Origin of the sequence: Chryseobacterium ginsengisoli (genome assembly GCF_039542325.1) — a bacterium.
Classification (GTDB): Bacteria; Bacteroidota; Bacteroidia; order Flavobacteriales; family Weeksellaceae; genus Chryseobacterium; species Chryseobacterium ginsengisoli.
The window spans coordinates 233,560-258,148 of sequence record NZ_BAABHX010000001.1; the positions used below are offsets into that span (position 1 = coordinate 233,560).

The window sequence follows — 24,589 nt, forward strand, 5'->3', positions numbered from 1 at the left end:
TAGAATTAAATCTCTCTAAATAATGGATAATTCTGTCATCAAAACAAACCCTTCCGTTTCGTCTGATTCGATTAAGATGCAAGAGAGATTGTCCATATTTTTAGCTTTGATTGCAGGATATATCGATGCAACAGGACTGATACAATGGAAAACCTACGTCTCTTTTATGAGTGGAAATACAACTTCACTCGGAGCGGCACTTTCAACAGACAAATCTGAAATCATTATCACATCAGTTACAGTCATAAGTAGTTTTTTGTTAGGGATTTACGCTGGAACCTGCCTTTCCTTATTGAAGAGAATTAAGAACCAAATATTAACATTTTATCTTGTTTCCGGAATTCTTATTTTCTATTCAATTATTTCTTATTTTTATAATATCAATAATTTGTTATCCATTGCAATTATCGGATTTTCAATGGGAATGATGAATACGATTGTGACTTCTGTAGGAAACCAAAAAGTAAATACAGACTTCGTGACGGGAACTTTGAACAGCTTGGCAAAGAACACCGCAATGTTGAGTATGACCAAAGATAAGGTGGAAAAAGAGGAGTATAGATTCAACGCCATTCATCTTTTGTTATTGTGGATTGGTTTTCTGTCAGGTGCTTTTATAGCTCCTTTCCTACTCGATTATTTCGGGAAATGGACTTTGATTTTTCCTGCTTTATTATTAATGACTTGTGAATTATTGATTTCAAAAATTAACACTAAAAACTAATTACTATGTTACAGAAAAATGATGTTGCTCCCGATTTTATATTGTTTGCAACGCCAGACCAGAAAATTACATTATCAGAATTCAAAGGAAAGAATGTCATCCTCGCTTTTTATCCAGCCGACTGGAGTCCGGTTTGCAGTGACCAAATGGCTTTGTACAATGAAACTTTAAAGTTCTTTCATAAATATGATGCCGAAATATTCGGAATCTCGGTGGACAGCAAATGGTGTCACTTGGCTTTTTCGCAATCAAGAAATTTACATTTTCCATTGTTAGCAGACTTTGAAGCTAAAGGAGAAATTGCTAAAAAATATGGTGTTTATGATGATGAAGAAGGTGAATGCAAACGAGCATTATTCGTAATCAACAAAGATGGAATCATTGAATGGAGTTACCTGTCTCCTACCGCCATCAATCCCGGAGCAGACGGAATTTTGGAAGCATTAGAAAACTTAAAAACCCAATAATTATGTCACTAAAACCAACAGTCAACAAAAATGACCACGCACAAGGAAATTTGAATTCCGATTTGGTCATTGTAGAATACGGCGATTATCAATGTCCGTATTGCGGAGCAGCTTATCCTGTTCTGAAAGCATTAATGAAAGAATTCGGAGGTCAGGTAAAATTTGTTTTCAGGAATTTTCCGTTATCGGAAATGCATCAATATGCAAAAGTTGCTGCCATTGCAGCTGAAGCCGCCAATCTTCAGGGGAAATTCTGGGAAATGCACGATGCGATTTATAAAAATCAGCAAAATCTGAATGAATTGTATCTATTTGAGTTGGCAGAAAAAATAGGTTTGGATATTTCTCAATTTAAAGATGATATCCAAAAAGCTGAATTGGAAGAAAAAGTAGATTCGGATTTTGAGAGCGGTGTTATGAGCGGTGTGAATGGAACGCCTTCGTTTTTCATCAATGAAACTAAATTCAATGGTGGAGCGGAAGATTTGCTTGAATTGGTAAGGGAAAACGTGAATTAACACCGAATCTGCAGCCCGACTTGAGCGGAAATCCTTTTTTTGCGTATTCTCAAGTTCTATTTAAACTGGAATCGTCTGCAAAAAAGATTGGGAGCGGAAGGCGGATAAAGCTGCCCAAACCTAACAAAGTGGTTCGACGTAGTCAAATAAAAAATATTCAACAAAATGTACGAAATTAAACTAGATTAATTTCTAAGGAATTTAACCGCCATACATTTGCTAAAGAAATAAGACAACAAAATATTACAACAAATTAATCACATTAAAAAATTAAATTATGAGCACACTAAAATTAAAAGACGGAACAGAGATTTTTTATAAAGACCAAGGAGAAGGACCAGTTTTGATGTTTCACCACGGATGGCCTTTATCTTCTGACGATTGGGATGCACAGGTGATTTTCTTCCTTCAGAGAGGTTTCAGAGTTGTTACTCACGACAGAAGAGGTCACGGTCGTTCCAGCCAGAATATTTATAACCACACCATCGAGCAATATGCTTCTGACGCAGCGGAATTGGTGGATTTCCTTGGATTGATAGATGTTATCCACATCGGTCACTCAACAGGTGGTGGCGAAGTTATCCGTTACGTTAACAAATATTCTAACGGAAGAGCGAAAAAAGCAGTTTTAATCAGTGCAGTTCCGCCTGTAATGGTGAAAAGTGAAAGTAATCCTGATGGTGTTCCAATGGAGGTTTTTGATGGAATCAGAGAGCAGACTTTGAATAATAGAAATCAGTTTTATATTGATTTGACTTTCCCTTTCTACGGTTATAACAGAGAAGGAGCTGTGATTAAAGAAGGAATCCAGAGAAACTGGTGGAGACAGGGAATGATGGGCGGAATTGTAGCGCATTATGACGGAATCAAAGCATTTTCTGAGACTGATTTTACTGAGGATCTGAAAGCTGTGGATATTCCTGTTTTGGTTCTTCATGGTGAAGATGACCAGATTGTTCCTATCGAAAATTCGGGCATCAAATCTGCGAAACTATTGAAAAACGGAAAGCTAATCACGTATCCTGGTTTCCCTCACGGAATGCCGACTACGGAGCATGAGACGATTAATAAGGATTTGTTGGAGTTTATACAATCTTAATTGACAATATATATTATAAGAAAAGGTGAATCGTTTTGGTTTGCCTTTTTTTGTTTTTAAAAACTGTTGATTATTACTTAAGATAATTTTTGTCTCAAACGAACTATATCACATATAAAATAATTGAAGATAATCCGTTTTAGCCATTGAAAACCAGATAGCATTTTTTTCATATAATTCTAAGTATTAGTTAAAATTCCCTTAAATTTTTTAATTATAAGATGAATAAAACTTTTTGCACTCTTTAATTAAGTAATTTAGCATTGGATTTAAAATGCGTTAAGATTTCTATGAAACATATTTTCTTTTTATTGCTTATTTCAGCTGTACAGCCTGTATTATCACAAACAAAACTAGAAAAAGCAATAACCAGTCTTGAGAATAATTACGAACAAGAAAAGGTATACCTTCTTACCGACAAACCACAATATGCAGCCGGTGATCAAATCTGGTTTAAAAGCTTTGTATTTGACGGCTACAATCGTTCTACCTTATCTACTACTCTTTTTGTAGAATTATACAACTCCGATAAAAAATTAATAGACTGGAAAACAATACTTCTTACCAACGGTGAAGGTAGTGGAGATTTTAAACTCAAAGAAGATCTTTCTGAGGATGTTTATTTTGTTAGAGCTTACACTCCCTACATGACTAATTTTAATGAAGATTTCCAAGTTGTAAAAACAATTCCTATCTATAATCCCAATGCAACCGAAACACTGGAAGTTTCTAAAAGTTCTGATTGGTCTGCCAAAACTTTTCCTGAAGGTGGAAATTTTATTGACGGTACGCCAACGAAGTTTGCGATAAGATTATCTAGCAATACTTCTTTCCCGGAAAACTGGAGCGGAAAAGTAATAGACGAACAAAATCCGAATACGCCGATAACTACATTTAAATCTTTTGATAAAAACGTTGCATCTTTTAAAATAACTCCAACTTTAGGAAAGAAATATCAGGTTATTATTCAGGATAATGCAGGTAAAAATCAGACAATAAATCTGCCTATTGTTGCAAGCAGCGGTGCCAATTTAGAGGTTTACAGCTCGAAAGATGGAATTAAATATACTTTAAAAGGAGTGAATTTAAAACAACAGCTCCAAAATTATAAAATCGTCGGAACCATCAATAATCATCTTGCTTATAAAGCCAATATCTCACAATTAACGAATGAAGTTTCAAGCCTTATTCCTACAAAAATAAGCAATGGAAACAACGGTATTCTGCAATTGGCAATTTTTGATGATCAAGACAATCTTGTCGCAAAAAGGCTTTGCTTTATAAAACCTAATAATCTGAAGATTGAGAAAGCGGAAATTATCAGTCAGAGTTTAAAACAAACACCAAGATCTTTCAACAGTATTGACCTTTCTCCTGAGTCTGTTTTTAAAAATTACACTGTTTTGGTAAGTGAGGATAATGGCAGCAGCAATCCGGAGGAAGAGAATATTCTAAGCAGTCTTTGGTTAACAGGAGACTTTACTTCAAAAATAGATGCACCTGCACAATATTTTTCTAAAAATGCCAATAGTGAAGCTTTGGATGCTTTGCTTATTTCTGAAAAATGGGAAAGATTTGACTGGAATACAGTACTTAGCGGTTCAGTTCCAGCCATTAAACCCAATTCTCAAAAGTTTTTGTCTTATAAAATAAAGCCTCTTAAAGACAATGCTTTAATGAAAGATACCAATGTAAATTTGGTCTTGAAATTAGGCGAAAATGAACCTACTTTTAATCCATTTAAAACAGATCAAAACGGATACATTTATTTAGATAATCTTAACTTCAATGAACCTTTGAATGTTTCATTATTTGTAAATTCAGAAAAAAATAAAGAAGCCAGTACTGATAATTTATTCGTCACAGTTGAGCCATTGGTAAATCCCACACAATTTAAAGGTAATTTCCCGACAACAAAATACAAACTGGTGAAATCAGCTGAACGTAAAAACCTTCCTCAAACAATTTCCAGAGCCATCAACACTCAGAAAAACAATAAAAAAACGGAGAATGTTGACGTACAAATCGAAGAAGTAAAATTAACAGGAAAAAAGGCAGATCCAAAAGAAGAGCTTGATAAACAACTCTCTAAAGGAATGTTCAGTTCTATTAATAGCACTATATTTGATTTTGTAAATGAAGATCAACATGCCATAGGATCAAGCAATATATTAGACTGGTTGCAAGGAAGAGCGGCTGGATTAACATTTCAGAGAAACAATTCAGGGATAAATGTTCCTTATATTCGTGGTCAACAGGCAAAGCTATATTTGGATGAAATACCAACTGATCCTACCATGATTGCAAATCTTCCTATAAGCAATATCGCAATGGTGAAAATTATTAAAGAATCCGGATTAGTAGGTAATGCGGTGGCAATCTACACTATGAGAGGCAATATGAAATCTAAAAATAATGAAAAGGAAACACAAAATAAAAATTCATCTGTAATAAAAGGGTATGACAAACCTTCTGAATTTCCGATTGAAATGCTAAATAATGATGATTCTTCAAAGAAAATCGAAAATGACACCCGAGAAACTCTATATTGGAATCCTAATTTATTTGACAGCGATTATGTTCCTCCAAGAATTAAATTTTTCAATAATGACACCGCTAAACAGTATAAAGTACTTATCATAAGTTTTGACGAAGACGATAATCTGCTTTATGATCAGGAAATCTTAAAATAATCAAATAAATTATATTAAAATACGAATAAAAGCCTGCAAAAATATTCTGAAGATAATCTTTGTCAGGTTCATCAAAAAATAAAAAAAGAACCACTTAACTTTAAGTGGTTCTTTTTATATCTATGACAATCAAGTTTATTTAACTTATTTCTGTTGAGCCAATCTTTTATTTTTTCCCAAAAAGAACGATTGTTTTGTGCATTTCTATTTTTACGCTTTTATTTTTCTAAAAGTAATTGATATCCTTCTTTTTCTGGGAATTGCGGTATTCAGCCATTTATCATTTTTCACTGCTTTTATCCCATGTTTCCAATGATATCTTGAATCTCCGCTTAGTAACAAAATACTTCGGGGCTGCAATAATATTTCATGCTTATCTTCATCTTTTGAAAATTGCATAACGCAGGAAGACAACAAGCTGATGGAAATGATAACATCTTCAAAACAAGGAACACAATCTATATGATTTGATATTCCTTGTCCCGGTTCATATTCATTAATAATTACCTGATCGAAAGAGTTTTCAAGATTAAATTTTGTTGTAATTTTTCTTTCCAATATAAGAAGCCAATCGGGTAATTTGGCTATTTTCAAATCCTGATCGATATTTTTTTTCTTATAATCATACATATATCCATAATGCTGAACTCTCCGCTTCAAATTGGTATCCCATACTGCATTGTCAATTTCTGAAATGATTAATTTCTCTTCTTCAACATTCAGGAAATCATCCTGATAAACAAGACCGTTGATCTTATTATTTTTCATTTTCAATCGTTAAAATATATTGTAAAAAATCTATGAAATTTTTGTAAACAGGTTGATATCCGGCTTCCAATTCATGAGAAACCCATATTGAATTTTCATTTTCCTGTGCGGCGTGATACCCATAAAAAATTGTTTTATCTTCACCATAATACATAAGATCTGCCAACAAATAGATATCTGCATCATTAAGTAACGGAGTTGTAAGAAGACTTGGATTAAGCCAGTCATCAAAACTGCAAATACCTATATCAAAACCATTACCATAAATATTGCAACCTCCATATTCGCTTAGAAAGTAAAAATAAGCATCATCTTTTATGAATGTAGCCTCTTTCATAATTCCCAATGTTTCTTCTGCCCAAAGATTTTCTATCTTATTCGTATTTAAAGTTTTAACTCTGTATTCTGCAGCGATATCATCCATTAGCTTATCTACTTCAATAATCTTATTGATCATAAAATATCTTCTTTATTTTATTATTTTTGTAATCTTCTCATCTTCATTTTTCTCCATCTTTTAAAGAACCTTTTTTATTTCTACTCCGGAATAACAAAAGATTTTATCTCATTATTTTTATAAAAATCTTCAATAAATTCAGCATATCCTTCTAGCTCTTTTTCATTCAAAACATTTGTAGTTTCTTTATCTTCTATTATAGACATTGCCCAATAATAAGGCTCTCTATCAACAAATGTACTGATGTCCTTTCGTTTTCCATCGGCAAATAAGGCATTTAGGTTACCGATAAGCGTTGCGTTCATTGCGTTATACTCAAGAGGTTTTTTAAAAAAATCGGTCACAAGAATGCAGACCAACTCATAATACTTCTTTCTTAAAAATATACTTTCACCACCATTATCATTATTAAAAACATAAGTTTCTTCATTAATTCCCTCTATAATAAATCTTACTATATCATTTTCTTTCTTATACTTAATATACCATTCTCTAAAATCGTCATTTGTTTTATTTTTTATTAAATGATGATTTGTTCTTCTATTTTCTATGATGCAGATTGCCCAATAAAAAGGCATTTCGGTTGTTAAATAGTATACATCGTGGTAATCTTCCAGCGTATTTAATACATCTAAAAAATTTCTATAAAATTCATTATCAGGCAACGGTTCTTCAAAAAAATCTGTAATCATTGCACATATATGTTCATAATACTTCTTTCTGAGAAAAGTACATTCATTATCAAATTCGTCTTGATATATGTATAGATTTTCCATTTATTTTGAACTTTTGTTTTTCTAATGATGATAATTTTAGTCCCTTGATTCAATAATTTCTGACAGCCTGCATTGTAAAGACCTTCTCTTAATTGGTATTAAATAAGTCATTTTTTTTCTCTACCCAAACCAATCTTTTAATATTTTTCAGCTTTTCTAAATGATGATATATTTGATAGTTTGCTTTAAAGTAACCGGATCTTTTTCTGTTTCAAAAATCTTTTTCAAAAAACCTTGCTGCTCCAATATCTCCAAATCTTGAATACCATATCCATCCCAACCAATAGGAATGTTATAGCCATCGTGTAAGATTACTTCGCTTATCTTTAAAAACTGTGTCGGTAAATCAAAAATCCATTCTGTGTGGAAAATTAATTCATTTGACTTTAAGTCTTCCGAAGCTTTTTTTATCTCTGTTCTAAATTTTTCTAATTCAGTATTGTTTAATGCCATTCTCTGTTATTTATCTTTCTAAAGTGGGAGTATATTTTTCATTATTTTATTTTTTCACAGAGTTTTTGCCTTTATAATAATTATGTTATTTTAAATCATCATAACTCAAAGAATATAAAAAATAATTATCTCCACATTCATCAACAATAAAAAATGTAACTATGTTATTTTGAAAATAAACCATACATGGCATATTTGAATGTAAATAATTTTTTTCTCCCTCTGGATGCACAAACTCATTATTTTCATATTTAAAATTTACATACATTGCTGAAGAGTAATCTAACTTAGGAGGCAACATTTTATTTTGTTGTAGCCTAATAAAAGTATCCTGAGAAATCACACTATACTTACATCTGGATAATTCTGAATAAGGAAACTCTTCTTCTGCAAAAAACATAAGTTCATCGTCTATAAGCTCTACAATCAATGCATTAATTGTTTCTAAAGAATGATCTCCCGACAAATATTGATCAATCATTTCTTGCGTCTCATTATAATAAAATCCTGACTTAGATTTATGTAAATTTACTTGTACTATGCCTATTGCCATGTTATCATACTGTTTTATTCCGACAATTAAAAATTATTCAAAAAACTCAAGAGGTTTGAGTGTAATTTTTTCAAAATCGATATTATTTGTTTTTTCAAAGTAAAATGTAAATTCTGGGTACCAATAATCTCCATTGTCTTTGGAAAGGTAAACGTTTACGATCCATTTTCCACTTTGCAGTTCTATTTTCGGACAATCTTCGTTTAAAATCGTTTCCTTGTCTTTTGGGTCATTCGGATTAAAAATATTTCTGATGAATAAAGAACTTTCAACCTGAGCATCCAAATCTCCTTGATGATTATGACACATTTGTGTAAACCTCGCATGTGAAACTAATCGTATCTCATCTCCTTCTCCTTCAGCAACATCCAAATAGTTGTACGATTCTTTATACTCCCACTCATCCAAATCGATTTTTGATTTGTCGAACAGCCAATTTATTGTTTCAATTCCTTCATCTGTAGTTATAATGTGAACAATTCCTTTTGTGATTAAATCCGCCAATCCTTCAGGATAAGCATAATCAAACTCTTTATCTTTATAATATTCCTTGCATTTTGAAACATTTACAATCATCAAAACACCTTCCGTATCAAAGCCTTCTACTATCATTTTTGTTTTTTTAGTTTATCTTTTTAAATATGTATATAAATAGTTCAAACCAATAGTCCTCCCTCATTACACAATCATACAATTCCAGAAAATACTAAATAAGCCATGTTGGTTTAATACGACTTGTGTTTCTAAAGAAGTTTTAAGGATTTACTATTGTTCTAAATTATAGAAACAATTAGTTTGATGAATTAATAAATGAAATACAGTGTGGTTTTCTTCATCTTTATAGATTAATTAGTTTTCAATTTGGAGTTTAGTTTTTTAACAAAAACAACATTTTATCAACTGTCATTTTATGTTGCTGATTACAAAAATATATTTTTCTTACGGATTAGCAAATAATTCATCAAAATATATTAGAATATGCAACAACAAACGTTTTTGTGCAAATTAATTGATGAATATAAATCTAGGTAAATGGTTTTTTCAATAAACTTATATTCGTATTTTGTATGGATATTTCATTATATAAATCTTTACTAATGCCATTAAAATGTGATGCAATGAAAACAACCAATGCTTTTTATGCGGATATTGCAGTAATCCAGTTTACTTATTGGTTTAATAATCAAAACAATACAAAAATTTGTGCTCATGCGGAATACAAAGCAGGAGTTCCCTTTGTAGAAATTGATTTTAAGGATACAAGTAAGGAATTGATTTTTAAATACACACTTCGACTTGGAGAAATACAAAATGAGTTATCTCAAAAAGAAAAATATTCATTGGATTATTTACAATATCCATTGCCTCCAAAGGAAGATGAAAAGTATCGATTGGATTAAAATTGGATTAAATAAAAATGAAAGTAAGAAAAATAATGTACGCTCCGACAGCGGTTACTCAGTTTACCTACAGGTTCAATAAAGAAAATAATACAGACATTGAAAGAGAAAGTGTTGAATACTTAGACGGCTCTCCTTTTGTAACTATTGATTTTAAAGATACTGATCAGGATTTAGTATTTGAATATTCTTATGAATTGGGCAGAATTCAAAATTACTTGGCAAGAATAAGGAAGGAATTATTACCATTGGAAGATTATCCTTTTCCTTCTGAAGAGTAAATATAAAAATAAGATTGATGAATATAAAATTTAAATAAAATGAAAAACAGATTTCATTTGTACAGTTTGATACAAGAGAAAACAGATTATACTTCCGATGATTTGCCTAATTTTAATGAAATAGAAATCACAGATTTAACTATTAGTAATCTTAATTTGGATAACTTAATATCTGTAAAGTCCAAATATAGCCGTGTTGAACTCAACAATATATTGCTTTATTCATCATATTTTGTTCAAACGTCATTTGAAGAATGTGTCTTTCAAAATGTTGATTTTACAAAGTCAAACCTAAGCAATACATCATTTGAGTCTTGTTCTTTTATATCATGCTCTTTTGCAAGTGCCGAAATAATGGGAGCAAAAATCACAGGATGTAATTTCAAACAATGTAATTTTAGGGATATTATTTTTAGTGATAACATAATCAATAATACCCGGTTTGAGATCACAGACCGATCTTTTTCTGTGATTGATAATAATATTGAAAAAGAGGTAGTTTGGTTATTTGTCTAAAATCAATCAAATGACAATTTAAAATATCAATAAAAATGAAACTAAGGAAAATAATGTATGCTCCATCAGCGGTTACTCAGTTTACCTATAAATTCAATAAAGAAAACAATACAGATATTGAAAAGGAAAGTGTTGAATTCTTGGATGGTTCTCCTTTTGTAACCATTGATTTTAAAAATACTTCTGTTGAATTAATGCTTGAATATACTTATGAATTGGCAGGAATTCAGGAATATTTAGGGATCAAAAGAGAAAGTCTGTTACCATTGAAAGATTATCCTTTTCCTCCCGAGCAAAAATAATACTTAATCTGAACAAACTATGGAATCTGTCCAAAATATGATTTCAAATGAAATCGAAAGGATAAACGAACTGATAAGAAGAGATGAGAACAAAGATGAAAATATAAAATTCAAAAACGAATTGCTTGAAGTTTTATTTTTAATAAACATTTCTAAAACATATAATATTTCTAAAAATGAAATAGAAAATATTTTTAAAATTCCCAAAGAGAATAAAGGATATTCTGAATATCGAATCATTAATGACTGCGAATCCGACGACCGTATAAATTGGACAGAAGTTGCCATAGAAAATAAAAATATACGGCTGAATGAAAATGATGTTATTATAAAATTTAAGTGATCTCAGTTTTTATAACAATCGCAAAATTAGCTAAAACCAAAACATAAGTTAATATGAAATTTGATTTAACTTACACAGAATTAAACAGATTACAACAATTCGAATATGAAATCTATGAAGGGGATTACGATTACATTCCCAGCTATTTAAGAGTAGTAGAAGACGCTTTCTGTGAAACAGAACAAGTGAAATTTATATTCAGCTCTTTGCAGGAAGATTGGAATGTATTTCTTTTTTATGATTTTTTGGTATTTGTTATGCAGTTGCAGGATGTTTTCGAATTGTGCAAAGGCAATACACAAGAAGAATATTTGCTCGATTTTTACGCTCAGGGAACAGAAAGGAAACTTCTACTTACTAAAACAGACGTAGAAACTTTAAAAGTAGAAAATGCATCCGGCGATAAATGGATATCGCCCGTTTCGTCTGAATATCTTAATATTGCTGCATTACAGAAAGATATTTTACAGTTTGTACACAAAATAAAGATGATGGTAGAAATTGTATATCCGCAACTCAATACATTAGAAATGCTTCAAAAATGGTATCATTCTTTTGAGGAATAAATAACAGTTTATTAAATGGAAAATATAAACACAAAAATACAGCTCCATAAAAAATGGCTGAATAATTCCGGAGGGAAGCAATTGGATATAGAAAATGAAGAATTTAATAATATTACTTTTAAAAATGAAGATTTAAATACCGCTATTTTTTGTAATACAAAATTTATATCGAGCACTTTTAGCAATGTCAATTTAGAAGGGAGTTCATTTTTTAACTGTATTTTCTCCTCAGTAAATTTTGAAAATTCATTTTTACGGAAATGTGAATTTCATCAATGCCAATTCATGAATTGCTCTTTTGTAGAAAATGAAATCACAAAAGCTGAATTTTACGATACTTCCATCGAGCTTTGTACATTCAATACAATAAAATTAGGATGGAGCTATTTTGGAGATTGTTTTATATTAAATACGACTTTTGATTCTATAGAATTGGATAATGTAATTTTTGCTGACAGTAAGTTTAAAGCCGTCAATTTTAATGATGTAAAATTTAATATTGATTATCCTGTGAAAATTAATGATCATGTAAATATTACGAATATTGATCAGTTGAAAATTTTAATTAATGTTTAGATAAATTATTAATTCTGATATTATTACACAATAAAAAACCATGAAAATAAAGAAATATGACTTTAGCTATATTCGATTTTACGCCTTTTAAAGATGAATTGCCTGAATTCAATTTAAAACTCTTATTAAATATAGAAGATTTGAACAATTCTATTTTTGATGAGGTCTTTGGCATCCTGAAACCTCATCAGCAAACACAATATATTGCCTATAAAGATTCTGAAAGAGCTGAAAAATACAGAAAAAAAAGAAACTCCAAACTACCTTATGTAGATTTTAACAATTTGCCTGAAATTCTTGATGATGTGCTATTGCAAAAGATTCTGTTGTATAAAAAATACAAAGATCTGAGAAGAGTAATATATGATCTGCTATCGAAAGATCAAAAGGATCAAATAATACAATATGAAAGTGAAGGTAACGAATTAGTAACGAATGAAGAAATAGAAATAATAAGCAAGGTTTTTGAAAAAAAACGTACCGAAAGAAAATTTATGGGAAATATGGGAGAACCCGGTACTGTAGATGAGTACATTTTAATATACGGAGTAGATCCCAGAACAGGTCAGCCTGAAAGCATTGAGAACTTTTTTAAAAAGTATACTATAGATCCTAAAACAGGAAGGCCGGTTCCGAAAGGAACGAAATTACTGGAAAAAAAAGATTGGTACTATTACGTGTATGAAAAAGGCAGTGGTATTCAATTATCTGTTCCGATTTCCAAGCCAACTTCTGGATTTGATGTCCTTTATACGCTAAACGAATTGGAAAAAGAAAAATATTTACAGATTGGTATTAAAGCTCTTGAAGACAGAATAGAAGACATGAATGTGAACTTCATACACTACGAAATAATTCGTGGAGATGATCGCGTTTTATTTTAATTAAAGAATAAATAAAAAAACAGACTATAAAAGCACAAAATGAAAACCAAGACAAATAACGAAAAAATCATCAGTATCATATTAGATAAAGATATTGAAGCCTTAAAAGAATGGATAAATAATGGAGGGATAATTATTATGTAGATCCAAAGCCAAGTTTTATGAAAAATATACTCTCGATCTCAATTCCAAAAGAAAAAGAATGAATAATTCCCCCTATCAACTCATTAAATATGATTAAAAAAACAGAAATAAGTAAGCGAAAATTATTTGATGGAGATGAAGAAAAATGTCTGAAGAAAATTTTTGAAATTGGAAATCAAAAAATCAGATTAATTGATTTTTACAATAATCCTTTAAGACAATTGAAAGAAACAGATGATGAAAGTTTTAATGTAATAATTAAAGAAAGTAATTTTAATCTCACCAATAGTTTTATTGAAAAGTATATATCTGAAGATGGATTAGAGGTTAATTTTCTAAAAATCGACAACTCTATCTACATATTTTCTTATGGTGAATATCAAGCAGGGAGGTATTTATTATTTTTAGAAAATATTTGGTATTACCCAGGAAAGAAAAAAATGAATAAAGAAAAGTTTATTTCCAAAGTTCAATCTGGTAAATCATGTCATTACATTTATAAAGAAAATGAGCGAAATGAAAATACCGGCTTAATAAAAGTTTGGCTATATAACAGTCAGATTGTTTTAACTTGGGAAGAATGTCCTGAAGGTCAACAATATGATGAATCTTTATATTCAAAAGATGAAGTGCACAATTTTAATAATTTTGAAGAACTTGATACTTTTTTTAATGATAATAATATCCTGTATGCTAATTTCAGTTCCTAATAAATATGAAAACAGAAATAAATCACATGCAAATACATATTAATAATCAAGAAATTCACTCTTCTGATATATTATACGATGAACATTTTTATAAAGAATACATTGAAGGAAAAGAAATCCGGCCATTCGAAATTAATATCGACTTAAATGATTTTAATGAAAAAATAAAACCAAAATATCAGGAATTATTGCGTGAATTGATAGAAGATGATGAAAAAGTGGGTGAAAATTATGCCTTAGAATTATTTGAAACGCTTACAGAATATCCTTCTTATGAAGATATTTTGAATACTACTAAAATCAGCATGAAAGAAAAAATGGATTTTCTTGATACTTTCTTTATATCACAGATTTTTAAAGAATATTTATGGTACGAACATACTGTTAAAGAGATACATTGGACTATAAAAGAGATTATATACTTCAACAGGAATGATGATAAAATTATTATCAAAGGGAATGCTCAGAGAATAAATTAACCGTTATCAATTTAAAAACACTTTTTACAATAAATAAGTTCTCTCTTATTATAAAACTATGGAAAACAAAAACCTGACACAGCTTATTCTTTCGCTTAGAAACGAATTTGCAGCCATGAGATATACATACGACAGCCAAAACGACGCAACTTTCAACTTTATTGAAAAAATACAGGATTCCGAAAAGTCTTTACAAGATGATGAGAAAATTTTGTATAATATTCTTATAGATACTTTTGCTCTTGATTATTATAATGCAAGTTTCACCGGAGAAGAATTGACCAATATGGATTCTCAGGATCTGACTCAGATTGAAACATGGACTACGCTTGATTTTAAAAATTACATATCCGAAACCTTCAGAAAAAATGATCTTAATGAGAAGGTATTAAAAAACATTGTCCTTATAAAATATGAAAAGCTTTTCAGATCCTATGATCAGGATATAACCTATTATGAAACTTTACTGGAGTGGTACTTGATGAGAAAGATCAATTTTCTTTCTGATGGCGGTTTTTTCACTAAAAATGAATTGAAAGAAAATGAAATCGAGATCAATACTCTTTATGATAAATTGATTGATGAAAACAATGGTAACGCAAAGTTGCACTTCATGCATGAAAAGATGCTTTATCAATATTCTTTAGATAACAGCTTAGACAAATTAGAACAATTAAAGGCTCTTTTGGAATCTGATATTCAAGGGGATTATAAAGTTTTGATTCTGCGGGACATTATGAGTATATACAGGAGCGATGAAAAGTCTAAAGAAGCTCTCGAAATTGCAGAACAGGCAAAAAAACAATTTCCGGATTCATTATTTTTAAAAGAAATCCAATACAAAGAAGATCTTATTACGCATCCTGTTTTAAGGTTAAATTTTGAAGAACAGGCACAAAGCAACAAGCCGATTCATATTGTTGCAGAACATCAAAATACTCCTGATTTCGTTCTCAATATTTATGAAGTAAAAGGTGGTTTTAAATCTTTTATTGAACATACAAGAGATTATTATTCTGAAGGAAAATTTTATGATGAAATTGAAAAAACACTTATAAGAAAAGAGTATTATAAGTTTCCGGACTGTGAAATTTATGAAGAAATGAAAACATCGTTGGAGATTAAACCTTTACCTCCCGGACTCTATGTTGCAGAATTTTCCTTAAAGAATCCAACAGATAGTGATTCAAGCAAAAACTACTTTTTCACAGTATCAGATTATAGCGTGATCTATCATCGTATAGATAAAAATGATTTCCCTACAGAATTCAAACTTGTGAGTAGCGAAAGCGGAAGACCAATTCCCAATGAAGAAATTACCTTTTTCGAGTATGCCAGAGATCAGGATTTGGTAAAACTTCAGGCGAAAACAGATGCAAAAGGTATTTTTAAAATTCCGTCGGATTCAAACAATAAATCTTATAGGAAATATCTGATTCAGCAGCGCAGAACCAATGATTTTCAAATGTTAGATATATGGGGAAGAAGATTTTCAGAAGATAATAATAGAGAAGTTATCAATAAAACAATACCCCAGATTTTTACAGACAGAGCGATTTACAGACCGGGACAGACTGTTCATTTTAAAGTAATTAATGCTAAAATAGAAAAAGAAAAGGAATCAGTCGTTGCGGGAATAAAGCAAAAAATAGCCTTAACCGATATCAATGAACAGGAAATTTCTTCACAGGAATTTACAACCAATGAATTTGGGTCTTATCATGGAACTTTTGTTCTGCCAACAGGAAAGTTAAACGGAACTTTTGCTTTAATGATAGAAGATGGAGCAGACTGTTTCTATGCTTTTCGTGTGGAAGAATACAAAAGACCAAAATTTGAGGTTACTTTCGAGCCAATAAAAGGAGAATATCAATATGGGCAAACCATAGAATTAAAAGGAAAAGCGATGGCATTTTCCAGGGTTCCTATCAGAGAAATAACCGTAAATTATGAAATTAAAAAAGATGATATTCGCTGGAAATTTTTCAGTAGCTATTCAAAAAATTACAGCTACGAAAACTCGATATTAGGAAGCATCGAAACTGATGACAAAGGAGAATTCATCATTCCCGTAACTTTTAAAGAGGATATATATTTAGAAGATATTCAGGTTGATCAATTTAAAATAGAAGCTTCAGTCACAGATATTAACGGAGAAACACAGTCTGCTTCTGTTAAAATAAATGTTTCGTCAGTTCCTTATTACATCAAAGCCGAGGAAATTAAAGATGCTTTTACTGATGAAAATGTAAAAGTAAAAGTCGAAACAAAGAATTATAATGATCAGAATATTGAAAAATCGTATCATGTAAAATTGTCTAAATTAAAGTCGGCAGACAGAATTTTTAGAAGCAGTTTTGAAGATAGGGTTCAGAATTTATCACAGTTTTCTAAAGAAGAATTTATCGCAAAATTTCCTTATGATTATTTTGATGAAAATGAATCTGAGGAAGAGATACAAATAGAGAAAGTTGTTCTTGATAAAATTCATGATCCATCAACTGAAAACCAACAACCATCAACCTATCTTGATTTAGGAAAATTGGAAGTCGGAAGATATGAGCTGGAACTTTACGACATTCAGAACAAAGAACTTATTGAAACATCTCAGTATTTCGATGTTTGGGATAAAAATTCGCTGAAAAATGAGAAGGTATTTTTAAATGTAATAGATCCGAAAAAAGAATTCTTCAGAGGTGAAAAAGCTAAGATTTATGCATATTCTGCAATTCCGGATGCTTTGGTAAATATTTTTTTACAGGACTCTCTTGGGAATACAATTTCCGAAGTGAGAGAATTCCAAAACGGAATATTAGAATATATTGTGGAAATTCCGAAGGATAAAAATATTTCAGACATTAATGTTCAATTTTTGATTGTTGCTTATAATGATGTACAGCATCATGAAGTTAAGCTCAAAATAAAAGATGATGAAAACGACTTCACTATTGAAACTACAACTTTTAGAGACAAAATAGAACCTGGCTCCAAAGAAAAATGGTCGGTAAAAGTTTCAGGAAAAGATCACGAAGAAATTATTGCGGAAGTTTTGGCAACGATGTATGATATGTCTTTGGATCATTTCGCTGTTCACACTTTTGAGTGGCAAAGATTATACACTCAGCGTTATGCAGTTATGTCTTATGAGATAAGTCATGGTCTTGATGCAAAACTTGCGGATAAAACCATTCCTTATGTCAGTTCTTTTTCAATAGAGCCACCTTACTTTAATTGGTATGATGGTGATATTCCGGAACATATAAAATTTATGGGTGGAAGCGCTTCTTTAGTTGGTTCTGCAACATTAAATGAAATTGAAGCACCAAGAATGAATTTTAAAATTGCAAGAGGTGATGAAAAAGAAAGAGGAATTTCAGCAAAGAAAGGTAATAATGAATTAGAAAAAGTCCCCGTCCGCCAAAATTTAAATGAAACCGCCTTCTTCTACCCTGATTTAAAAACCGATTCCGATGGCAACGTCAGCTTCGAATTCACATCTCCTGAAGCTTTGACAAAATGGAAACTAATGTTCCTGGCTCACACAAAAGATGCAAGAGCGGCAACGCTGGAAAAAGAAGTTGTTACACAGAAAGAATTCTCAGTGACTCCTAATTATCCAAGATTTTTAAGAGAAGGTGATGAATTAAATCTTCAGTCAAAACTTTCCAATTTAACGAACAAAAAACTAAACGGTTCGGCAAGTTTACAGATTTTGGATGCTTTTACAAACGAAGATATTTCGTCGAAATTTGGTTTAAATTCAAACATTCAGAATTTTGATTTAAATGAAAACGGAAACTCGGCGTTGACATGGAAAATAAAAGTTCCGAATAATGTTTCCTCGATCATTTTAAAAGTTGTTGCAAAAGCCGGTCAATATTCCGATGGTGAACAAAAAGGAGTTGCCGTTTTACCCAACAGAATGCTCGTAACAGATGCAGTTCCGGTTTTCGTGAAAGAAGGTGAAACCAAAACTTTCAAGCTGGAAAATCTTAAAAATGCCAATTCAACAACGATTTCAAATATTTCAAATACATTGGAACTGACGACGAATCCAATCTGGGAAATCATGTTTGCGCTTCCAAGTCTGAAAAATGATCAAAACAATTCTGCTGATGTGATCTTCAATAAATGGTTTGCCGATGTTTTAGCTTCAGAAATTTTCAAAGCGAATCCGAAAATGAAAACTATTTTTGAAGAATATCAGAATAAAGGATTATTAAACTCAAATCTTGAAAAAAATCAGGAACTGAAACAACTTTTACTGGAAGAAACTCCGTGGGTTCTGGAAAGCAAAAATGAAGCAGAGCAAATGGAGAAACTGGCATTGTTGTTTGACGCAAATACAATGAAAAACTCGATAAATCAGGATTGGGATGATTTCAAAAAACTTCAAAATCCTGATGGCGGTTTCTCATGGTATCAAGGTTATCCGAGTTCTTACGGAACTTCTTTGTACATCTTGAAAAATTTAGGGAAAATCAATTCTTGGTTAAAAGATAATGTGAAAGATTACCAAAGTTCAGAACAGAATGAATTGATTGCCAATTTGGTAAAATATGTAGATAATGAGATCAATAAATATTGGGATGTTAAAGAAAAAAATATCTGGACAAATTGGACATTAGATTATCTCAATACCCGAAATTACTGGGAAAAACAATATCCATTAAAAGGAAAAGGCGCAACTTTAAAATCATTAGTAAAGCAAAAGGCAAAAACCGCAAAACTTACAGATTTCACTTTCTTCGGATTGCATCGTGCAGCTTTATTAATGAATGATTATGGATTGAAAGACGTTTCAGATAAATTAATGACTTACTTAAAAGAAACTTCTGTAGATTCAAAAACTCAGGGCGTTTACTGGAAACAAAATCTTGATGATTGGGGTTGGTTCAGTTCAAAAGTAATGAATCACGCAGGAGCTTTGGAAGCATTCAATACATTAAAACCAAATGATCAGAAATTTATCGAGGACATGAAAATCTGGCTGATCACGCAGAAAGAAGTGAATTCTTGGGGAAGCTCGAGAGGAACTTCGGAAGTGATTTTTACTATTCTAAATTCAGGGAAATCATGGACGAGCGCGGAAAGTGACAAAGCAACCATTGTTTGGGGCGGAAAAGAATTAAAACCTGAAACTCAGGCAACGGGCTATGTGAAATCGACTGTGAAAACGGATGTTTTAGATAAAAATTTAGCTACAGTTACCGTAACAAAACCGAGTCCGGGAATCGTTCAGGGAGGATTATTCTGGCAATATTATGAAGATCTGGATAAAATAAAATCTTCTGAGAATTACATATCCATAACGAAAGAATTGTACAAAAAAATCAAAACAGTAAATGGTGAGGAATTGCAGAAAATCTCTTCCGAAACGCCATTGAAAGTTGGTGATAAAGTGACTGTAAGGATGATTCTGAATACAGTCCGTCCGATGGAATTTATTCATATCAAAGATATGAGAGCGGCGGGATTTGAGCCTGTTAATGTGCTTTCGGGGTATCAGTGGAAAAATAATTTAGGATATTATCAATCGACGAAAGATGCTTCTACCAATTTCTACATCGAAAATATGCCTAAAGGAAAATATGTGTTTGAATATGATTATGTGGCGAATGCTTCAGGGAAATTCTCGAATGGAATTACAACGATGCAGAATTATTACGCACCGCAGATGAATGCGCATACGAAGGGAACTGATGTGATGATTGCGGAATAATGAATTTAAAAGTAAAATGAAAACAGAAAATTTATTGAAACAAGTCGCTTTTATTAAAGAAATTGACAAATTAAAATACATTCAGCGAAGAACCAAATTATTTAACAGCGACAGAAACGAAAATGATGTAGAACACAGTTGGCATTTAGCAATGATGACTCTTGTTTTGGCAGAGCATTCGGACAAACCTATTGATGTATTGAAAGTAGTAAAAATGGTACTGATTCACGATTTGGTAGAAATTGATGCGGGTGATACTTTTATTTATGATACCACAAAGAATCATACAAATACAGAGGAAGAACTTTTAGCAGCAAAACGAATTTTCGGCTTGCTTCCTGAACCTCAAGCTCAGGAATTCATAGCAGTCTGGGAAGAATTTGAAGAAGGAATTACTGATGAATCAAAATTTGCCCGAGCAATGGACAGATTCGAACCATTGCTTCAAAATACCAGCAATAATGGAGGAACCTGGGCAGAATTTAATGTAGAATACCAAACAGTTTATAACAAGAAAAAGGCAATTATGGATGGTTCTTCTTCAATCTGGAATTATGCAGAGAACTTACTTAATGAAAGTGTTGAAAAAGGTATCCTCAGAAAAGAGTAATTAAAAAAATCAAAGATGCTGCCTCAAAACTGAGACAGCATCTTTTTTATAAATATGAATTAATTAAACTTGCTTACTGATTTTTATTTAACCATTACTTTAAAATTACTATTAAGATTTTCTCCTGAAACATTCAATATATAATTTCCTGTTGCTTTTACACTTGAAATATTTAAATTGAATACTTTTTTTCCGTCAGAATTCAATTTTTCTTTAGCAACGATCTTTCCTGTCATATCAATTAATGTCGCAGTCAGATTAGATTGTTTGTAATCCGGAAGTTTAATGAAAATCTGGTCTTTTGCAGGATTTGGATAGACAGTTCCTGCATTTTTACTGATACTGAACTCATCATTACTCAACACTGCCTGACTGTACAAAGCATAAATTTCCGTTGGAGCTAATGCATAATTAAACATTTTCAGTTCATCAAATGCACCTTTATAAGGAGCCGGAGCATTGGTCGTTGACAAAAACTCAAGTTCACCAATATTTCCGATGATCAGATCACTTGGTTCACCGATTCCTGTAACAGCCGTTTCGTCTCCTTCAGCACTTAAAACGCCATTGGTATAAATTCTCATCTTGTGTGCAGCAATATCTCTTTGGATCACAACATGAACCCAGTTACCCGTAAAGTAATTGGCAATCGGTGATGTGATTTCTTTTTTTGTAACATCATCATCAATAGCATATCTCAACTGACCTCCTTTGATTTCTACATTAAAACGTTTACCAGTCGCCCCTGTTGTCGTATTTTTAGTAAATGAACCTTTACATAATACATAAAGACTTGTTGCTGAAGATGATGGAATCATACTTACCGGAGCTTTCATCCAGTAAGAAACGGTAAATGAATTATTATTAAATAAAATCTGATCCTGATGTGGAATACTTGCGATATATGTATTCGGTGCCGTTGCAAAATCAAGAGCATAATTTTCCTTTCCTGCAACTCTTACACTCGCATTATCATAGGCAACATCTAAAATTCCGTGATTGGCATAAGATGTTAAATCTGCAATTTGTTCACCCGCCAAAGGTGCTTCTACGAATGGCCAGTTTCCAACAAGGCTTGGTGTTAATGCCCGGAAACTCCATACATCTCCTGTAACCGAACCAAGAGCATTGGAAGCATCAATTCTCCAATAATAATTCGTTGCAGTACTTAAACTATTGAGTTGATAAGATGGTGCAACACTGTAAGGAACAGTCGCAATATTATTTAAATTTGAAGGATTTGTTCCAAAATAAACTGTATAATTTGTTGTATTTGCGCTTCCTGTCCATTTTAACAGTAAACTTCCACTACTTAACTCTATACTATTATTACCGTTTGTAGGTGTCGGATTGGTTGCTTTTGTCGGAGCTGCCGGAACAGGCGGTGTAGTTACTGATGTAATTGTTGTATAAACTGAAGATTCCGTAGCATTGGTTGCTTTAACTCTGTAATAATATTGAGTATTAGGCGTTAAACCCGTTTCATTATAACTTGTTGTATTAGCACCCAATGTTGCAATAACTGTAAAGTTTGTTCCATCGGCAGAACGCTCCAAAACATAATTAGTTTCATTAGTAGCATTATCATTCCAGTTAACCGTTAAAGAGCTTGCAGCCGGAGTTCCCGTTGTGACTGCATTAGTGAAATTCAGATTGGTTGGTGGGATAATAAAATCCGGAGGTACAACATTTGGTAAATTGTTAATATAAACCTCGATATTCAGATACGGAGCATAGGTCGTACTTACTGCCAAAGCATCAAAAACATTTGGATTCAATCCATTGGCAGTTTCCCATGCATCCGGCATTCCGTCATTATCTGTATCTAAAGGAGCCGGCGCACCATAAACGTGTCCTGCCCCACCATTAGTAAAACCAAATTGAGTCGTTAAATCCGTTTGAACATACACATAAGTAGCTGTCGTTCCTTTCGACTGTAAATCAGAAATCATCAATTGATCCACCTGATCACGTCTCGGATAGGATGCTCCTCCATTTGTGATAATTTTATCGAATGCAGTCTGAGCCGTCACTGCAGTGTTTTTCATTGGATAATCGTAAGGAGTTGCCTGTATTGCTGCCAAATCTCCAACCGGATATCCCGTTAAATCCTGAGGAACTAAAGTTCCGTCTAAAGCTCCGTTTTTATTATTATCAAAATAATTTCCTGAACCGTATAAATTGAAATTGGCATTTCCTACGCTAAAAGGAGTTGTAACAGCACTATTTGTATTCGGACCTCCGATAAAATAATTATTAAGAATATTAGCATAAGAAGGTCCCGCAGAATCTCCACCCATAATATAAGCTTCTCCTGATTGAGTGTGACCATAAGTATTTCCGTAATTTCCCCAGTTGTAAACCACATTGTTTACGAATTCATTAATTCCTTTTATTTTATTATTTCGGGTTTTGTTACAGATATATAAATTTCCGATCAAACTTATCTTTCCTCCTGGTGGCGGTTGCATTAATCCTCCTGCAGAGTGATTGTGACGGTGCATTCCCTGTCCTATAATAGAATTCTGAATAGTGATATTATCAGGACTAGTCCCGTTCCCGTCCCAGTTAACGGAAAAAACTTCATCTGTACCCCATGTAAAAGTCATGTGATCCAAAATAATATTAGCTCCATTGGCAATTCCAGATGCATCCTGATTTTGAGATGTTCCGCCATAACGAAGACGAACATATCGGGCAATGGTATTATTAGCTCCTGAAAATGAAACTCTTGGTCCTAAAAATACAATTCCTTCTCCGGGAGCTGTTTGTCCGGCAATTGTCGTATTAGCCGCCACAGCAACTATGGATTGTAAATTAACAATACCTCCAACTTTAAAAATTACAAATCGACCAGGCTGACTCACCGCATCACGGAAAGAACCGGCACCGCTGTCATTTAAATTCGTAACCAAATAAATTTGAGGATTCGCAGCACCTCTTGCTCCTGTTGTAAATCTTCCAAAACCGGTAGCTTCCGGAAATGCTAATGTTTGAGCTTTCAAATCTAAAGTGGAAAATGTTAACCCGCAAAACAGCAAAGCTGTAATAGTTTGCTTAGTTAGTAATGATCTTTTCATAGGATTAATTTTGTGTTAACTAATCTAGCCACAAACCCACACTGAAGCATCCTGCCCCATCCTGCCTACAAACTCTATATCAATTAATTACAAGAAATACAAATAAAAACACCTAAAATTATCTTTTGAAAATGAAGTAAATTTTAAGACAAATTTATATTAAGCCATGCTTAAAAAACCGTTTGAATCTATCTTTAAATCATTCTGATTTGTCTATAATACTGAAATCATTGTTTTTCGGAAATTATAATTTTTTTCAATAAGCCAATTTTTATGTACATTTGCCTACTTAAAAAATACACATAATGAAAAAATTTTTGACCGATAGCCTTTACTGCTTTCAGGAGGGCTTTTCCAAGAAAAATCCTTTAGTTTTCCAACCTTCAATTCAAGTAATTTAAATAATTTTCAAATCAATAATTTGGTAGAAAAGAATTAACATTTATTTCAAATTAGTAATTATTTCCC

At 31.9% G+C, this 24,589-nt stretch carries 24 protein-coding genes; 17 read left to right on the forward strand and 7 right to left on the reverse strand.

Annotation, left to right across the window (positions count from 1 at the left end; translation table 11 throughout):
- Positions 1–22: 22 nt before the first annotated feature.
- The 5 genes from ABD940_RS01155 (at position 23) to ABD940_RS01175 (ending at position 5,501) form a co-directional block, all read left to right on the forward strand.
- Entirely contained in the window at positions 23–724 is a 702-nt protein-coding gene (locus ABD940_RS01155; protein WP_345199775.1) for a YoaK family protein, read from the forward strand.
- Positions 725–729: 5 nt separating this feature from the next.
- Positions 730–1,191, forward strand: a complete 462-nt coding sequence (locus tag ABD940_RS01160) for a redoxin domain-containing protein (RefSeq protein WP_345199776.1) — start codon at positions 730–732, stop codon at positions 1,189–1,191.
- 2 nt (positions 1,192–1,193) lie between these two features.
- Positions 1,194–1,709, forward strand: coding sequence for a DsbA family protein (locus tag ABD940_RS01165; RefSeq protein ID WP_345199777.1), 516 nt, complete (start codon positions 1,194–1,196; stop codon positions 1,707–1,709).
- Between the two features lie 277 nt (positions 1,710–1,986).
- Positions 1,987–2,808, forward strand: coding sequence for an alpha/beta fold hydrolase (locus ABD940_RS01170; protein ID WP_345199779.1), 822 nt, complete (start codon positions 1,987–1,989; stop codon positions 2,806–2,808).
- 290 nt (positions 2,809–3,098) lie between these two features.
- A complete protein-coding gene (locus ABD940_RS01175) occupies positions 3,099–5,501 on the forward strand; it encodes a hypothetical protein (RefSeq protein WP_345199780.1) in 2,403 nt (800 codons plus the stop codon).
- Between the two features lie 210 nt (positions 5,502–5,711).
- On the opposite strand, the gene ABD940_RS01180 is transcribed toward ABD940_RS01175, so the two are convergent.
- From ABD940_RS01180 to ABD940_RS01205, 6 genes are all read right to left on the reverse strand, one after another.
- Entirely contained in the window at positions 5,712–6,269 is a 558-nt protein-coding gene (locus tag ABD940_RS01180; RefSeq protein WP_345199781.1) for an alpha-ketoglutarate-dependent dioxygenase AlkB, read from the reverse strand.
- A complete protein-coding gene (locus ABD940_RS01185; RefSeq protein WP_345199783.1) occupies positions 6,259–6,726 on the reverse strand; it encodes a hypothetical protein in 468 nt (155 codons plus the stop codon). Before ABD940_RS01185 ends, ABD940_RS01180 begins: the two co-directional genes overlap by 11 nt.
- 80 nt (positions 6,727–6,806) lie before the next feature.
- Positions 6,807–7,502 (reverse strand): hypothetical protein, encoded by a 696-nt coding sequence (locus ABD940_RS01190; RefSeq protein ID WP_345199784.1) that lies wholly within the window; start codon positions 7,500–7,502, stop codon positions 6,807–6,809.
- A gap of 156 nt (positions 7,503–7,658) precedes the next feature.
- Complete coding sequence (locus ABD940_RS01195; RefSeq protein WP_345199785.1) at positions 7,659–7,955, reverse strand: hypothetical protein; 297 nt, start codon at positions 7,953–7,955, stop codon at positions 7,659–7,661.
- 85 nt (positions 7,956–8,040) lie between these two features.
- Positions 8,041–8,508: a hypothetical protein gene (locus tag ABD940_RS01200; protein ID WP_345199786.1), complete on the reverse strand. Its 468-nt coding sequence runs from the start codon at positions 8,506–8,508 to the stop codon at positions 8,041–8,043.
- Positions 8,509–8,541: 33 nt separating this feature from the next.
- Positions 8,542–9,120: a hypothetical protein gene (locus ABD940_RS01205; RefSeq protein ID WP_345199787.1), complete on the reverse strand. Its 579-nt coding sequence runs from the start codon at positions 9,118–9,120 to the stop codon at positions 8,542–8,544.
- A 506-nt stretch (positions 9,121–9,626) separates the two neighbouring features.
- Between ABD940_RS01205 and ABD940_RS01210 the strand changes: the two genes are divergently transcribed.
- From ABD940_RS01210 to ABD940_RS01265, 12 genes are all read left to right on the forward strand, one after another.
- Entirely contained in the window at positions 9,627–9,908 is a 282-nt protein-coding gene (locus ABD940_RS01210) for a hypothetical protein (protein ID WP_345199788.1), read from the forward strand.
- A gap of 17 nt (positions 9,909–9,925) precedes the next feature.
- Positions 9,926–10,189: a hypothetical protein gene (locus ABD940_RS01215; RefSeq protein WP_345199789.1), complete on the forward strand. Its 264-nt coding sequence runs from the start codon at positions 9,926–9,928 to the stop codon at positions 10,187–10,189.
- Positions 10,190–10,228: 39 nt separating this feature from the next.
- Positions 10,229–10,705 (forward strand): pentapeptide repeat-containing protein, encoded by a 477-nt coding sequence (locus ABD940_RS01220; protein ID WP_345199791.1) that lies wholly within the window; start codon positions 10,229–10,231, stop codon positions 10,703–10,705.
- Positions 10,706–10,740: 35 nt separating this feature from the next.
- Positions 10,741–11,007 (forward strand): hypothetical protein, encoded by a 267-nt coding sequence (locus tag ABD940_RS01225; protein WP_345199792.1) that lies wholly within the window; start codon positions 10,741–10,743, stop codon positions 11,005–11,007.
- 37 nt (positions 11,008–11,044) lie between these two features.
- Positions 11,045–11,350, forward strand: coding sequence for a hypothetical protein (locus ABD940_RS01230; RefSeq protein ID WP_345199793.1), 306 nt, complete (start codon positions 11,045–11,047; stop codon positions 11,348–11,350).
- 53 nt (positions 11,351–11,403) lie between these two features.
- On the forward strand, positions 11,404–11,916 hold the full coding sequence (locus tag ABD940_RS01235) for a hypothetical protein (protein WP_345199795.1): 513 nt from the start codon (positions 11,404–11,406) through the stop codon (positions 11,914–11,916).
- A gap of 15 nt (positions 11,917–11,931) precedes the next feature.
- On the forward strand, positions 11,932–12,492 hold the full coding sequence (locus ABD940_RS01240; protein WP_345199796.1) for a pentapeptide repeat-containing protein: 561 nt from the start codon (positions 11,932–11,934) through the stop codon (positions 12,490–12,492).
- Between the two features lie 56 nt (positions 12,493–12,548).
- Entirely contained in the window at positions 12,549–13,376 is an 828-nt protein-coding gene (locus tag ABD940_RS01245; RefSeq protein WP_345199797.1) for a hypothetical protein, read from the forward strand.
- Positions 13,377–13,609: 233 nt separating this feature from the next.
- Complete coding sequence (locus ABD940_RS01250; protein WP_345199799.1) at positions 13,610–14,230, forward strand: hypothetical protein; 621 nt, start codon at positions 13,610–13,612, stop codon at positions 14,228–14,230.
- A 5-nt stretch (positions 14,231–14,235) separates the two neighbouring features.
- Positions 14,236–14,709: a hypothetical protein gene (locus ABD940_RS01255; protein WP_345199800.1), complete on the forward strand. Its 474-nt coding sequence runs from the start codon at positions 14,236–14,238 to the stop codon at positions 14,707–14,709.
- Positions 14,710–14,767: 58 nt separating this feature from the next.
- The gene (locus tag ABD940_RS01260; protein ID WP_345199801.1) at positions 14,768–20,431 is read left to right on the forward strand and encodes an alpha-2-macroglobulin family protein; all 5,664 of its coding nucleotides are present in this window, start codon (positions 14,768–14,770) and stop codon (positions 20,429–20,431) included.
- 16 nt (positions 20,432–20,447) lie between these two features.
- The gene (locus tag ABD940_RS01265) at positions 20,448–21,041 is read left to right on the forward strand and encodes an HD domain-containing protein (RefSeq protein WP_345199803.1); all 594 of its coding nucleotides are present in this window, start codon (positions 20,448–20,450) and stop codon (positions 21,039–21,041) included.
- Positions 21,042–21,124: 83 nt separating this feature from the next.
- Here the strand turns inward: ABD940_RS01265 and ABD940_RS01270 are convergent, their stop codons facing one another.
- A complete protein-coding gene (locus ABD940_RS01270) occupies positions 21,125–24,121 on the reverse strand; it encodes a LamG-like jellyroll fold domain-containing protein (protein ID WP_345199804.1) in 2,997 nt (998 codons plus the stop codon).
- Positions 24,122–24,589 lie beyond the last annotated feature (468 nt).